Source organism: Caproiciproducens sp. LBM24188 (assembly GCF_054130445.1).
This window is the reverse complement of the sequence record NZ_CP196862.1, coordinates 855,781-869,572: the sequence shown is the minus strand read 5'-3', so window position 1 is coordinate 869,572 and position 13,792 is coordinate 855,781. Positions and strand designations below refer to the sequence as shown.

The 13,792-nt window shown below is 50.5% G+C and carries 13 protein-coding genes; 4 read left to right on the top strand and 9 right to left on the bottom strand.

The window, feature by feature from the left end:
* The first annotated feature begins 3 nt into the window (after positions 1-3).
* Genes sufB through sufU form a run of 4 tightly spaced genes read left to right on the top strand, consistent with a single transcriptional unit; the run spans position 4 to position 4,192 of the window.
* Positions 4-1,422 carry a Fe-S cluster assembly protein SufB gene (gene sufB, locus ACSVDI_RS04050; RefSeq protein WP_457944940.1) on the top strand — a complete coding sequence of 473 codons (1,419 nt, stop codon included), beginning with the start codon at positions 4-6 and terminating at the stop codon, positions 1,420-1,422.
* Positions 1,423-1,448: 26 nt separating this feature from the next.
* Entirely contained in the window at positions 1,449-2,543 is a 1,095-nt protein-coding gene (gene sufD / locus ACSVDI_RS04045; RefSeq protein WP_457944938.1) for a Fe-S cluster assembly protein SufD, read from the top strand.
* A 25-nt stretch (positions 2,544-2,568) separates the two neighbouring features.
* A complete protein-coding gene (locus ACSVDI_RS04040) occupies positions 2,569-3,753 on the top strand; it encodes a cysteine desulfurase (protein WP_457945596.1) in 1,185 nt (394 codons plus the stop codon).
* Positions 3,743-4,192 carry a Fe-S cluster assembly sulfur transfer protein SufU gene (sufU, locus tag ACSVDI_RS04035; protein WP_457944936.1) on the top strand — a complete coding sequence of 150 codons (450 nt, stop codon included), beginning with the start codon at positions 3,743-3,745 and terminating at the stop codon, positions 4,190-4,192. The genes ACSVDI_RS04040 and sufU overlap by 11 nt, the downstream gene beginning before the upstream one ends.
* Before the next feature lie 125 nt (positions 4,193-4,317).
* On the opposite strand, the gene ilvD is transcribed toward sufU, so the two are convergent.
* From ilvD to ACSVDI_RS03990, 9 genes are all read right to left on the bottom strand, one after another.
* Positions 4,318-5,970: a dihydroxy-acid dehydratase gene (ilvD, locus tag ACSVDI_RS04030; RefSeq protein WP_457944934.1), complete on the bottom strand. Its 1,653-nt coding sequence runs from the start codon at positions 5,968-5,970 to the stop codon at positions 4,318-4,320.
* Between the two features lie 147 nt (positions 5,971-6,117).
* Positions 6,118-7,452, bottom strand: a complete 1,335-nt coding sequence (locus tag ACSVDI_RS04025; protein WP_457944932.1) for an MATE family efflux transporter — start codon at positions 7,450-7,452, stop codon at positions 6,118-6,120.
* 87 nt (positions 7,453-7,539) lie between these two features.
* Positions 7,540-7,944, bottom strand: coding sequence for a cupin (locus ACSVDI_RS04020; protein WP_457944930.1), 405 nt, complete (start codon positions 7,942-7,944; stop codon positions 7,540-7,542).
* Between the two features lie 17 nt (positions 7,945-7,961).
* A complete protein-coding gene (locus ACSVDI_RS04015; RefSeq protein WP_457944928.1) occupies positions 7,962-8,894 on the bottom strand; it encodes a transketolase family protein in 933 nt (310 codons plus the stop codon).
* Positions 8,887-9,705 carry a transketolase gene (locus ACSVDI_RS04010; RefSeq protein WP_457944927.1) on the bottom strand — a complete coding sequence of 273 codons (819 nt, stop codon included), beginning with the start codon at positions 9,703-9,705 and terminating at the stop codon, positions 8,887-8,889. Before ACSVDI_RS04010 ends, ACSVDI_RS04015 begins: the two co-directional genes overlap by 8 nt.
* 64 nt (positions 9,706-9,769) lie before the next feature.
* Positions 9,770-10,606, bottom strand: a complete 837-nt coding sequence (locus tag ACSVDI_RS04005; protein WP_457944925.1) for a carbohydrate ABC transporter permease — start codon at positions 10,604-10,606, stop codon at positions 9,770-9,772.
* Position 10,607: 1 nt separating this feature from the next.
* Complete coding sequence (locus ACSVDI_RS04000) at positions 10,608-11,528, bottom strand: carbohydrate ABC transporter permease (RefSeq protein ID WP_457944924.1); 921 nt, start codon at positions 11,526-11,528, stop codon at positions 10,608-10,610.
* Positions 11,529-11,576: 48 nt separating this feature from the next.
* Positions 11,577-12,869, bottom strand: a complete 1,293-nt coding sequence (locus ACSVDI_RS03995; protein WP_457944922.1) for an ABC transporter substrate-binding protein — start codon at positions 12,867-12,869, stop codon at positions 11,577-11,579.
* 2 nt (positions 12,870-12,871) lie between these two features.
* Positions 12,872-13,564, bottom strand: coding sequence for a FadR/GntR family transcriptional regulator (locus tag ACSVDI_RS03990; RefSeq protein ID WP_457944920.1), 693 nt, complete (start codon positions 13,562-13,564; stop codon positions 12,872-12,874).
* Between the last annotated feature and the right edge of the window lie 228 nt (positions 13,565-13,792).

Sequence of the window (13,792 nt, the reverse complement as noted above, 5' to 3'; positions counted from 1 at the left end):
AACTTGAAAACAACCGGCAATAAAACGTATGTGGAAGACATTGACCGCAGCGTTTACGACATCAAAGATAAAGTCGACGCCGCTTATCAGGTGGCGCAGGGTTTAACCCCGGAAATTGTCCGTGAAATTTCCGAGGCGAAAAACGACCCGGAATGGATGCGTGAATTCCGGCTGAAGTCGTTGGAAATTTACAACCGCCTGAGCCTGCCGAACTGGGGACCGTCGCTGGAGGGTCTGAATATGGATAACATTGTTACCTACATTCGCCCAAACACTGCCATGCGCGGCAACTGGAAGGAAGTTCCGGACGACATTAAAAATACATTTGAACGGCTCGGCATTCCGGAAGCGGAACGCAAATCGCTGGCCGGCGTGGGTGCGCAGTATGACTCGGAAGTGGTTTACCACAACGTGCGCGAGGAAGTGCGCCGCCAGGGTGTGATTTACACCGATATGGAAAGTGCGCTGCACGACCCGGTTTACGGTCCCATGGTAAAAGAGCACTTTATGAAGCTGGTTCCGCCGGAAGACCACAAGTTTGTCGCGCTGCACGGCGCGGTCTGGTCGGGCGGCTCGTTCGTTTATGTGCCGGAGGGTGTGCAGGTGGAAATTCCCCTGCAGTCCTATTTCCGGCTGAATGCGCCGGGTGCCGGGCAGTTTGAGCACACGCTTATCATTGTAGAAAAAGGCGCGAGCCTCCACTTTATTGAAGGCTGCTCCGCACCAAAATACAACGTTGCAAACCTCCACGCCGGCTGCGTGGAGCTTTATGTGGCTGAAAACGCGCGTCTACGCTATTCTACCATTGAAAACTGGTCCAAAAACATGTATAACCTGAACACCAAGCGCGCCGTTGTAGAAAAGGGCGGCACCATTGAATGGGTTTCGGGTTCATTCGGTTCGCATGTTTCCTATTTGTACCCCATGAGCATCTTAAAAGGGGAAAACTCCCGCATGGAGTTTACCGGCATTACGTTCGCCGGCAACGGCCAGTCGCTGGACACCGGCGCTAAGGTGGTTCACGCTGCGCCGCACACCTATTCCAACATCAACACCAAGTCGATTTCCAAGGACGGCGGAAACTGCACCTACCGCAGCTCCGTTACGGTCTTGCCGAATGCGCACGACTGCAAATCTTCCGTTTCGTGCGAATCCTTGATGCTGGACGACCGTTCCCGTTCCGACACCATCCCCGCGATGGACATTCAGAACGATAATGTGGACATCGGCCACGAAGCAAAAATCGGCCGCATCAGCGACGAGGCAATTTTCTACCTGATGAGCCGCGGCATTTCCGAAGATGACGCGAAAGCCATGATCGTAACCGGATTTGCGGAACCGATCGCCAAGGAGCTGCCGGTGGAATACGCCGTTGAAATGAACAATCTGATTAAACTGGAAATGGAGGGCTCCATTGGCTGAACGGCGGAAAGGAGCAGTTAAGAATTATGAATCTTTCTTTCAAACAAATTAACGCTCTGCCGTTCCTGACTTGGAACCGGCTGGGTGTAAACCAAACCAGTCTTGCGGCGGAGCTTCCGGAAATCAAATCCTACAACGGCACGCCGCTGAATGAAAAGCTACCGGAAGGTGTGACCGTAAGCAGTCAGCCGCTTCCCGGAAATATGCCGGAAACCGGCATGGGCGCGGAAGCCGCCGCCTTTGTCGAGGCAAACCGCAGCTGCGGCGTTTCTGTACGGGTACCCGCCGGGGTAAAGGCCGCGGAACCGATTGTCCTCACGTATCGTCTGGATTCGAAAAACCCCGCGGTTGTGGATGTAAACACCGTTATTGCAGAGGAAAACAGCGAAGTGACCGTGGTGATGAGCTACGCTTCGGACGAAGCGACGGCGGGCTTTCACGGCGGGTGTACCAGACTGATTGCCGGGAAAAACGCAACCATCCATTTGGTACAAGTTCAGCTTTTGAACGACAGCTGCCTGCATTTTGATGATGTTGGAGCGATTGCCGAAGAAAACGGAATCATTGACATTATGCAGGCAGAGCTTGGCGGAAGTCAGGCGTTCGCGGGCTGCCGCGCAAAGCTGGAAGGCCGCTGCAGCAGTCTGAATCTGGAAACGATTTATTTTGGCGACCGGAAGCGTTCCATTGATATCAACTATGTAGCGGAGCACATCGGCAAGAAAACCGCCAGTGAAATTCATGTAAACGGCGCTCTGTTGGACGAAAGCCGCAAGACCTTCCGCGGCACCATCGATTTTGTCCGCGGAGCCAAGCAGGCGGTCGGGCATGAAAGCGAATACAACCTGATGTTCAGCCCGAAGGTACGCAACCGTACCGTTCCGCTGATTCTGTGCGCGGAAGAGGACGTGGAAGGACAGCACGCCGCTTCCTCTGGAAAAATCGACGATACCAAGCTGTTTTACCTAATGTCCCGCGGGTTGGACGAACTGGCGGCGAAAAAGCTGATCATTGAAGCGCAGTTCCAGCCGGCAACCGACAAAATACCGGTAGAAAGCCTGCAAAACGCGATCTCCGAGTATGTGAAAGAGAGGCTGAATACCATTGAACCCGTATCTTGACGATTTTCCGGTTCTGAAGGAACCGATGAACGGCAAGCGCTTGGTATACCTGGACAATGCCGCAACCACGCAGAAGCCGCTTTCCGTACTCCGCGCGGTAGAGGACTATTACCGCGCCTTTAACGCGAACCCGCATCGCGGCCTGTACGAGCTGAGCGTCCGGGCAACGGAGGCGTATGAAAACGCGCGCCATCAGGTCAAAGAATTCATTGGTGCAGACAAGGACGAAGAAATCATCTTTACGCGCAACGCTTCGGAGTCTTTAAATCTGGTCGCGTACAGCTACGGTTTGAACTTTTTGAACGAAGGCGACGAAATTGTTCTGCCCGTTTCCGAGCACCACAGCAATTTGGTGCCATGGCAGATGGTGGCAAAAGCAAAGGGTGCAAAGCTGGTTTACCTGTATCCGGACGCGACCGGCCACCTGACAGAAGAGGAAATCAACTCCAAAATCACGCCGAAAACCCGAATTGTCGCGGTCGCGCACGTTTCCAACGTGCTGGGCACCGTAAACCCGGTCCGTGAAATCGCGGAAAAGGCACATGCTGTTGGAGCGGTGGTTGTAGTAGACTGTGCGCAGAGTATCCCCCACTACCCGGTAAACGTAAAGGAGCTGGATGCGGATTTCGTCGCGTTTTCCGGCCATAAAATGCTGGCACCCATGGGGATCGGTGTGCTGTACGGCAAGCAGGAACTGCTGGATAAAATGCCCCCGTTCCTGTCCGGCGGAGAAATGATTGAATACGTGTATGAACAGGAAGCTACGTTTGCCCCCCTTCCCCAGAAATTTGAAGCTGGTACGCAGAACGTTGGCGGCGCGCTGGGACTTGCAGCCGCAATCGACTATTTAAAGCAGGTCGGCTACGATACCATCATGAAGACCGAATCCGAACTGCTGCGCTACATGCTGGACGGCATGGCGCAGATTCCTCATATTACTGTTTACGGCGATACCACCGGTGCGACGGAACGCTGCGGGGTCGTGTCCTTTAATGTAGAGGACGTTCATCCGCACGATGTGTCCTCCATTCTGGACGCAGACGGTGTGGCAATCCGTGCTGGGCACCACTGCGCGCAGCCGTTGATGCGTTACCTGAAGGTTAACGCTACCTGCCGCGCAAGCCTTTATTTCTACAATACCAAAGAAGACATTGACATTTTCCTTGCCAGTCTGAAAAAAGTCAGGGGGTGGCTCGGCTATGGGGCTTGAGCAGATTTACTCGGAAATTTTATCGGAACATAATAATTCGAAACGAAACAAACATCATATCGACAATCCGACCACCGTGCTGAAGGGCGTAAACCCCAGCTGCGGCGATGAAATTGAGTTGGAGCTCCGTGAACGCGACGGCGTCATTGAGGACGCGGCCTTTACCGGCATCGGCTGCGCAATTTCGCAGGCTTCCACCTCCATTATGATCGACCTAATCAAGGGAAAAACCAAAGAAGAAGCCATCGAGCTTTCCAAGCTGTTCTTCGGCATGATTAAAAACGAAATCACCGATGAAGACCAACTGGAACCATTGGACGAGGCTATTGCCCTGAAAGATATTTCCCACATGCCTGCCCGTGTGAAATGCGCGGTGCTGGCGTGGCATACGCTGGAAAATGCCGTAGAAGGCGAACATGCAGCAAACCACGAACATTGAGTTATAAACCGTGTAAAATCGGGAACGAATAGAGTATTCTTTTCAGAAAGAAAGACTGCCGCAGAGGAAAGCAAAGTTTCTTCTGCGGCAGTCTTTTTCTGATTGATTCAAATTTCTGAATATTTTCAGCCCTGCAATATGGCGCCCTTGCTGCCGGATGTAACCAGCGCGGCGTAACGTGCAAGGTACCCCGTGGTGATTTTCGGCGTTCTCGGCTTCCAGGCTTTTCTGCGCCGTTCCAATTCTTCGTCGCTGACCTTGAAGTTAATCTGATTCTTCATGATGTCAATCTGAATCAGATCGCCTTCCTCTACCAGAGCAATGTTGCCGCCCACGGCCGCTTCCGGGGAAACGTGGCCGATGGCCGCTCCTCTGGTCGCACCGCTGAACCGGCCGTCCGTAATCAGCGCAACACTGTCGCCCAGCCCACAGCCCATGATGGCAGAAGTCGGGTTCAGCATTTCACGCATACCGGGACCACCCTTCGGCCCTTCATAACGAATAACCACAACGTCGCCTGGCACAATTTTTCCGGAATAAATCGCCTGCAGCGCGTCCTCTTCGCAGTCAAACACACGGGCGGGGCCTTCGTGCACCAACATTTCCGGAGCAACGGCGGAGCGTTTCACCACGCAGGAATCCGGCGCAAGGTTGCCCCGTAGCACCGCAATGCCGCCGGTTTTGCTGTACGGGTTTTCCACCGGGCGAATCACTTCCGGATTCTTGTTTTCGCAGCCGGCAATGTTCTCGCCTACGGTCTTGCCCGTGCATGTCATCAGGCTCGTATCCAGCAGCCCCAGCTTGCTGATTTCGTTCATGACCGCGTACACGCCCCCGGCCTCGTTCAGGTCTTCTATGTAGGTATGGCCGACCGGCGCAAGGTGGCAGAGGTTCGGCGTGCGGTCGCTGATTTCGTTTGCAATGTCCAGATTCAGCTCAATTCCGCATTCATGGGCGATAGCAGGCAGATGCAGCATACTGTTGGTGCTGCAGCCAAGCGCCATATCAATAGTCAACGCGTTGCGGAATGCGCCTTCCGTCATAATATCGCGCGGGCGGATATTCTTCTTCAGCAGTTCCATAACCTGCATGCCGGCGTGTTTGGCCAGCTGGATGCGCTCCGAGTAAACGGCCGGAATGGTGCCGTTGCCGCGCAGCCCCATGCCCAGCACCTCGGTCAGGCAGTTCATGCTGTTTGCGGTATACATGCCGGAGCAAGAACCGCAGGTTGGGCAGGCTTTGGTTTCAAATTCCAGCAGCTTTTCTTTCGTAATTTTACCGGAATAAAATGCGCCCATTGCTTCGGAAACACTAGAAAAACTGGTTTTCTGGCCGTCCACCTTACCGGCAAGCATCGGCCCGCCGCTGACAAAAATGGTCGGAATATTGATGCGTGCCGCCGCCATGAGCAGTCCGGGCACGTTTTTGTCGCAGTTCGGCACCATAACCAATGCGTCCAACGCGTGCGCAAGCGTCATTGCTTCGGTGGAATCGGCAATCAGTTCGCGGGTTACAAGGGAATATTTCATTCCCTGATGACCCATAGCTAAGCCGTCGCATACCGCGATAGCCGGAAACACAAGCGGCGTGCCGCCGGCCATGGAAACGCCCTGCTTGACCGCATCCACAATTTTATCCAGATTCATGTGTCCCGGAACAATATCGTTTTTCGAGCTCACGATTCCGATAAGAGGCCGTTCGATTTCTTCGTTGGTCAGCCCCAACGCGTGGAGCAGCGCGCGGTGCGGAGCAGTTTTCTTAATTGCTTCACTGTTCATTTTCCTGCCACCCTTCACAGTTTTTTCGATCATCTGAATGGTTCAGACGTGGTTTTCGCCCGCCTTAGTTGTATGATGTCATTATAACTTGTATGATGTCTAAAGTCAAGAAAAGTCCGAAAGCAGGAAAAAGATTTTGGCAAAAGTTTATTGCACGAAATCCTCTTTGTGCTTTTGGTAAACGGCATAATATGGGACTTCCACGAGCAGCATGGCCACCCAACCCAGCAGGCAGGCAAAAGCAATGCCCTCCATACCCATGGAAGGAACCAATAAATAGGAAAACAGAACACGGAAAATCATCTGCGTCAGCGTGGACAAAAAAGTAATCTTCATATTTCCCATTCCGCGGAAATAGCCCTGCAAGCCGTTCGTCATGGCGGGTAACAGATAAAAAAATGCCATCATGTGCAGGTAATTCGTACCCAGCGTAATAATTTTATGGTCACTGCCCGTTACAAACAGGTTCATAATCGGTTCTTTCAAAAACAGGATGACAGAGCCGATTAAAAGCCAATAAATCACTTCCCAAAACATTCCGCTGTGAAATCCCTTTTGAATCCGCTCCGTCTTTTTCGCGCCCCGGTTCTGGGCGATAAACGTGGTCATTCCACCCGCAATGCTCTGTTCCGGCGTAAAAGCGAAATCATCCACCCGGTTCACCGCGTTGAACGCCGCAATCACATCCACGCCCAACGGGTTGACAACACCTTGAATCAACAGCTTCCCGATTTGCAGGCTGGACTGCTGAAAGGCTGTAAAAGCACCGTAATCCAGCGTTTTTTTCAGAAGAGGCCGGTCAATGCGAAGCTGTTTCGGCTTTAGGCTGAGAATCGGGATTTTTCGGTAGACATAATAGACGCATAGCAGCGCGGAAACGCCTTCCGCTAGATCCGTCGCCAATCCGGCGCCAACCACATTCCAGTGAAATCCTGCTATAAACAGCATATCCAGAGAAGCATTGATGACAGATGACAACGCCAGAAAATAGATTGGCGTTCGAGAGTCCCCGATGCTTCGCATTGCGGCGGAAACCGCGTTGTAAAGATAGGTAAAAGGGAACCCTAAAAGGATCACCTTTAAATAAAGGGTCGCCAGGTCCAAAATCTCATTTGGAACGCTCATCAGCACAAGCAGCGGGCGTGACAAAAACAGGCCCAGCAATGCAACGGCCAGCGAAAAAATGCCGCCGGCCACAATGGTAGTGGCTACTTCCTTTTTCAGCTGGGCATCGTCACCCGCGCCGAAAAACTCGCTCATCAGCACCGACGCGCCCAGGCAGATGCCCGAAACACCCAAAATCACGATGCTCATCACCGGATTGGCGGTTCCAATGGCAGCCAGACTGTCTTTCCCGGCAAACCGCCCGGCAATAATCGAATCCACCGCGTTGTAAGTAAGCTGAAAAAGATTCCCTAAAATCAGGGGAATTGAATATTTCAGCAGATGCTTGGAAATGTTGCCCTCTGTCATATTCACCATATTCAATATCCCCCTAAAATTACAAAAAGAGTCGGCCGACCACCAAAGGCGATCGGCCGACAAATCATGACGATTAGATTTCTGCGATTACATTCCGGCTGCAAGCTCTTTGACTTTCGCAATTTGCGCTTCGTTCAGCTCCAAAATATCACTATTATCCATACCGGTGGAAGAATCCTCCACTAGGATCAGTTTGGTTTCATGATTGGTTACCGTGTTGTGCCAAAGGGTACTAGGAATGTTATAAACCTTCTTCGGCTGCATGTCAACCGCTTCTATCACCAATTCACCGTTTACTTCGTTCGCATAGAGCAGAACGCATTTGCCAGAAAGCAAAATGAATAATTCATCGGTCTTATTGTGGCGCTCCAGACAGTTAAGGTTGGAAATATCATTTGCCGGCTTCCAGTTTTTTATGCCAACCATCCATTTTTCATTTTCAAATACGCGGGTCATGCCCTCGCCTTCGAATTCGTACTGTTCGATTTTCATTGTGATTGACTCTCCTCTCACTGTTTCAGGCTTTTACACTGTGCGGCAATATTTTCCGCAGTCAGGCCGTAGGCTGCAAAAAGGTCGGCCGGTTTTCCGGATTTGCCGAACTTGTCCTGAATTCCCACGCGGGCAAATTTCGCGGAGGAATGGCCGGCCAGCACTTCCGCCACTGCAGAGCCAAGGCCGCCGATGACGGAATGTTCTTCTGCGGTAACAACTGCACCGCACCGATCCGCCATAGCAAGGATGCAATCCGAATCAATCGGTTTAATGGTATGGAAGTTCACCACAGCTGCGTGAATGCCGTCCTCTTCCAGCAGTCTGGCGGCGTTCAAAGCAACCGGCAGCATCAGTCCGGTCGCCATGATGCAGACGTCGGAGCCGTCGCGCATAACATTGGCTTTGCCGGGGACAAAGGGCGTATTGGGAGTAGTGATGGTATCCACCACCGGACGTGCCACACGGATATAAACCGGGCCGTTAATTTCCGCAGCTGCAAAAACAGCCTTTTTCGTTTCCAGCGGGTCGCACGGAACAAAAATGGTCATTCCGGGAAGGCCTCTCATCAGCGCAATATCCTCAATGCTCTGGTGGCTGCCTCCGTCTTCGCCCACGCTCAGGCCGGAATGGGAAAGCCCGAATTTAACGTTTGCGTTTACATAGCTGATGGAATTGCGAATCTGCTCATACGCTCTTCCCGTACCGAACAGTGCAAAGGTACTGGCAAACGGAATCAGCCCCGAATGTGCAAAACCGGCCGCCGCGCACATCATGTTTGCTTCCGCAATGCCGAAGTTGAAAAAGCGGTCCGGATATGCCGCAGCAAAAGAATTGGTCATTGTGGCATGGGCAAGGTCCGCATCCATAACAACTACATTTTTGTTTTTCTCTCCCAGCTCTACCAGAGCCTCTCCGTATGCTACTCTTAACGATTTACTCTCAGCCATTGACCGCTACCCCCAATTCTTTGATTGCCGCATTATATTGATCTTCACTCGGTGCTTTTCCGTGCCAGCCAAAATTATTCTCCATGAAGGAAACGCCTTTCCCCTTCACGGTTTCACAGCAGATAAATTTTGGTTTTCCGCTGACCGGCGCCTGCAGCGCCTTTACAATGGCATCAAGATCATGGCCGTCCACCTGTATGCACTCAAACCCAAACGCCTGGAATTTCGCCATAATGTCGCCGAGGCTCATCACCTGGTCGTTGGAGCCGTCAATCTGAAGCCCGTTGTGGTCCAGCATGACCACGAAATTATCCAGTTTATAATGGGCAGCCGCCATAGCGGATTCCCATACAAGACCTTCCTGCAGTTCGCCGTCGCCGACAATGGCATAAATCTTATAATCTTCCTTCTTATATTTCGCGGCAATCGCCATGCCCATGGCAATGGAAACACCCTGCCCAAGGGAACCGGTATTGGCGTCTACGCCGGGAGTTTTCATCATATCCGGGTGCCCCTGCAAATGGCTGTTGAGCTGGCGCAGGGTCCAAAGGTCCTCTCTGGGGAAATAACCCTTGTCCGCAAGAATGGCGTACAACGCGGGGCAGGCGTGCCCTTTGCTTAATACAATGCGGTCACGGTTTTCCATCTTCGGATTGGAAGGGTCGATGTTCGCCACTTTATAATAAAGTGCCATCAGCATTTCCACACAGGAAAGCGATCCACCCGGATGACCGGACTGACAGGTATAAAGCATTTTCAGAATATCCGCTCGGATTTGCTTCGCTTTCTGTTCTAAATTTTCTTCACTCATCTTTTTATCTCCTTTATATTTATGGCTTTTGCCCGCGGGGATTTTAACCTTAAAATTCGATTTCTCAACCCTTTACAGCACCGGCAGTCAGGCCTTCCACCAGTCTTTTCTGTGCAAAGAAGAACATAATGCAGACCGGGATAATGGTAATAATTCCACCTGCGGTCAGCAAATCCCACTGTACGCCAAGCTGACCGATCAGGTTTTTCAGCGCAACCGGTATGGTCCGGTTTGCCTCATTCGTAAACATAACAGCGAACGTATACTCGTTCCATGAAGTCATGAAGATATAGACCCCCGTTGCAACTAGGCACGGAATCAGAATCGGAAGAATAATCCGGAGAAAGGCCTTCGCGCGATTGCAGCCGTCAACCAGCGCGGCTTCCTCCAAAGACATAGGAAGATCGTTCAAATAGCCGTTGAGCAGCCAGACGGAAAACGGGATGGTGAACGTTGTGTAGGAAAGGACCAGCGACATGGGGGTATAAAGGATTCCAATGTTCCTCATAATGGAATACAGGGGAATCAAAAGCAATACCGTTGGGAACATGTTGTTGGTCAAAAACAGCATCATAAACGCTTTTCTTCCCTTAAAGCGGTAGCGGGAGAACGCGTAAGCGGCAAGCACGGAAACCGCAAGTGAAAGTATAGTGGTAATGATAGCGACCACAAAGCTGTTGGACATTGGTTTTAAAAAGTTAAAGTCGACAAAAAGCTTATGGTAGGAATCGAAGGTCGTATGCATCGGCCAGTACGTGACGGTACTGCCATACAGTTCCTGTTCCGGTTTCAGGGACGTGACCAAAGTCCAGTAAAACGGGAAAAGCAGAAAAACAAGGAGTACCAGAAGCGGGAGGTACAGGGTGAAAATTTTTAAAGTCTTATTTTTGCTCTCTCTCATTTTACGCCTCCTGATTCTTAAACATATTCTTCAAATAAGGGACGGCCACCAGTAAAAGAAGCAGGGTCAGCAAAATGGACATAGCCGAAGAGTAGCCCAGATTCAGCGAGTTCGCCTTGTTAAAGATATAAACGCTCAGCGTCTGGGAAGAGTAGGCCGGGCCGCCGCCTGTCATATTGAAAATAACGTCTACGGAATTTGCCACCCAGATAATACGGAGCAACGTCGTTACGTAAATCGTATTTTTTATAGAAGGAATTGTAACCCGGAACAGCTGCTGCAATTTGTTGGCGCCATCAATATCGGCCGCCTCGTACAATTCGTTCGGAACCCCCTGAAGGCCAGCCATCAACATGAGGGCAAAGAACGGAATGCCCTGCCAGATAATGGTGACAACCACGGACGGGAACGAAGTACTTTCCTGTGCAAGGTATGGTATTTTATCCTGAATCAGATGAAGCCGCAATAAAATATCGTTTAAGACACCGTAACTGCCGTCGTAAATCCATCGCCACATCAGGCCAATCAGCACGCCCGGTGTGACCCACGGGATTAAGCTAATGGAACGGGCAATTCCTCTGCCTTTAAATTTTCTATTCAAAAGCAACGCCAAAATAAAACCAAATATGAACTGGAACCCTACACCAAATATTACCCATAATGCGGTCCGAACTAGAGAGGACCAAAACAAGGAATCCTGAAAAACCTCCATGTAATTTTCCAAACCGATAAAACCGATTTGAGACGGTCTTCTAAGGTCATAACTCTGAAAGCTCATTAAAATTGCGTTTACAGCAGGGACAAAAACCACTGCTAAAATTACAATCAGCGCCGGCGCTATCAGCAAATACGGCCAAATCGTCGTCTTCTTGTGCAGCAAACCAATCACCTCTTTAAAATCCGGGGCCGCAATGTTTTTCAATTGCGACCCCACAAAGACATCCTAAATCTACCGATTGAACCAAATTAGTTATTTTTTTCCGTAAAGACCTTCCTGCAAAGTTTTCATGGCATCTGCTGCCGAAGTTTTCCCGGAAAGAGCCGACGCAACCGTATTCGGCCAAGTTGTGTTAATCCATTCGGTCGTAGTATCAAGAATCGGGAAGATACCGGCGCTGAACTGTCCTTCAATAGAAACCTTCATAAATTCATTATTCTGGAATTCATCCATTTGCTGTACGCGTTTGCTGACCGGAACGTTGCCTGTGGTCACGCACCAGGTTTCCTGTCCTTTGCCGGTAGCAAGGTAAGCCAGCCACTCGAAGGCCGCGTCCTTATTCTGGCACTTTTCAAAGATGACGTTTTCCGTGTCACCCATGGAAGTCCACTGCTTTTTGCCTGCTGGGAAGGGGAATGCCGCGACATCGTCGCCGAAGGTTTTCACCATGTCCTTGGAAGAGCCAATGTGGTGAATGGTCATTGCTGTCTTGCCGGACTTGAAGTTCGCAATAATTTCATTAAAGCCGTCGGTTGGAGCGGTTTTCGGCGCGTAGCCGTTTTTATAAAGATCGATGAAGTCCTGCATACCGGCAATCGCTTCGGGGGTGGTGAGGTTCTCAAAGTCGCCGCCGCGCGCCCAGACAAAGCTGCCCCACGGTTCCTGGCCGCCCTTTGCGCCTCTCATGCCAAAGCCGTAAACATCGATTTTTCCATCGCCGTCGGTATCTCTGGTCAGCTTTTTGCAAGCCTCAAGGAATTCATCGTACGTTTTCGGCACGCTTACGCCCGCCGCCTTGAACATGGACGGACGATAGTACACGTAAAGAACCTGTGCGTTCCATGGCATTACATAAATGCTGTCGGAACCGCCGGCCTGCTTCATCGTATTGTACAGGCTGGGATCAATATCGTCTTTGTCCTTCCAGTTTGCAATATAATTATCTAGGTTTGCCAAAAGTTTGTTTGAAGTGAAAAGCGGAGTAGAAGTAAGCTTCCAGGCCGCTGTATCCGGGCCGCCGCCGCCCATGGCTGCTGTAAACAGGTTTTCGCTGTAAGCGCCGCCGTCCCAAGGATATTCCTGAGCGACGACTGTGATGTTGGATTTATTGGTAGCGTTAAAATCTTTTACCATTTCCTGCATCTTAGCGGAATAGTCCGAGTTGTCCGCCCAATACCAATGTGTGATGGTAACCGGCTTGCTTGCTGCGGACGAAGTCTCCGCTGCGCTGGACGCAGGCTGTGATTCGGCGGGTTTCTGTGCGCACGCAGTCAACATTGTCATCGACATTGTCAACGCAAGAGTAATCGATAAGAATCTTTTCATACTTATCCTCCTGTAATATTCATATCCTCCATGGTCTGCCTTAAATGCTTTTCTGTTTCAAATTTGGCAGCATCAGCATTATGGTTCTCAATTGCATGGAAAATATTTAAATGACTTTGAATGGCTCGTTCATAACTTCCCGGTACGTTTGCTGTTTCCAGATAACCTTCCTGAATGGATTCGCAGATAATCGGCAGAATCCGATACAAAACATCGTTTTGGGTACACTCCGCTACCGTTTTATGAAAGGCAACGTCATACGGAGTGTGGTTGCTCCTGTCGCTTCCTGCAAGTTCAATTTTATGGATAATTTGGGCAAGCTGGTCTATATTGGCTTGAGTTGCCCTTTGCGCCGCCAGATAAGCGATCTGTGGCTCAATCATCATTCTGGTTTCCAGCAGATTGGTCAGCAGCTTTTTTTGATTCGTGAATTCCAACCCCAAAGGATCTTTTCCCAGGCCGGGCTGCATGGTAATAAATGTACCCTTACCACGCTGTATTTCTACAACATTTTCCGCAATCAGAAGCTTGACGGCCTCACGCACGGTGGAACGGCTCACTCCAAACATCTTTCCTAATTCGCTTTCGCTTGGAAGTCTGTCGCCCGGCTGCATCTTTTTATCCACAATCATTTCACGCAGCCGTTTCGCCGCTATGACAGAAAGTTCCTTCGGTACCGTTAAAATTTGACTCATTTTTGAATCTCTCCCAAAAACGCCCCGGATAACACAAGGCTTAGTAGATATTCGTCTGATGTATGACATCAGACGTCTTTAATTATGACTCATTTTTATAAAAAGTCAAATATCATGTGCAAAAACTAAGCGCTAGCATTATACCTGTCAGACGTCAGACCAGCTACAATACGATCCTCACCTCCTATCAAACATTCTGAAAGTTCTGAAATGTGTTCAAAAGTTTGT

Bases quoted from the DNA above. Each gene is read 5' to 3' on its own strand.
- sufD (WP_457944938.1), top strand. From the start codon at position 1,449: ATGAATCTTTCTTTCAAACAAATTAACGCTCTGCCGTTCCTGACTTGG.
- ACSVDI_RS04040 (WP_457945596.1), top strand. From the start codon at position 2,569: ATGAACGGCAAGCGCTTGGTATACCTGGACAATGCCGCAACCACGCAG.
- sufU (WP_457944936.1), top strand. From the start codon at position 3,743: ATGGGGCTTGAGCAGATTTACTCGGAAATTTTATCGGAACATAATAAT.
- ilvD (WP_457944934.1), bottom strand. From the start codon at position 5,970: ATGAACAGTGAAGCAATTAAGAAAACTGCTCCGCACCGCGCGCTGCTC.
- ACSVDI_RS04025 (WP_457944932.1), bottom strand. From the start codon at position 7,452: ATGGTGAATATGACAGAGGGCAACATTTCCAAGCATCTGCTGAAATAT.
- ACSVDI_RS04020 (WP_457944930.1), bottom strand. From the start codon at position 7,944: ATGAAAATCGAACAGTACGAATTCGAAGGCGAGGGCATGACCCGCGTA.
- ACSVDI_RS04015 (WP_457944928.1), bottom strand. From the start codon at position 8,894: ATGGCTGAGAGTAAATCGTTAAGAGTAGCATACGGAGAGGCTCTGGTA.
- ACSVDI_RS04010 (WP_457944927.1), bottom strand. From the start codon at position 9,705: ATGAGTGAAGAAAATTTAGAACAGAAAGCGAAGCAAATCCGAGCGGAT.
- ACSVDI_RS04005 (WP_457944925.1), bottom strand. From the start codon at position 10,606: ATGAGAGAGAGCAAAAATAAGACTTTAAAAATTTTCACCCTGTACCTC.
- ACSVDI_RS03995 (WP_457944922.1), bottom strand. From the start codon at position 12,869: ATGAAAAGATTCTTATCGATTACTCTTGCGTTGACAATGTCGATGACA.
- ACSVDI_RS03990 (WP_457944920.1), bottom strand. From the start codon at position 13,564: ATGAGTCAAATTTTAACGGTACCGAAGGAACTTTCTGTCATAGCGGCG.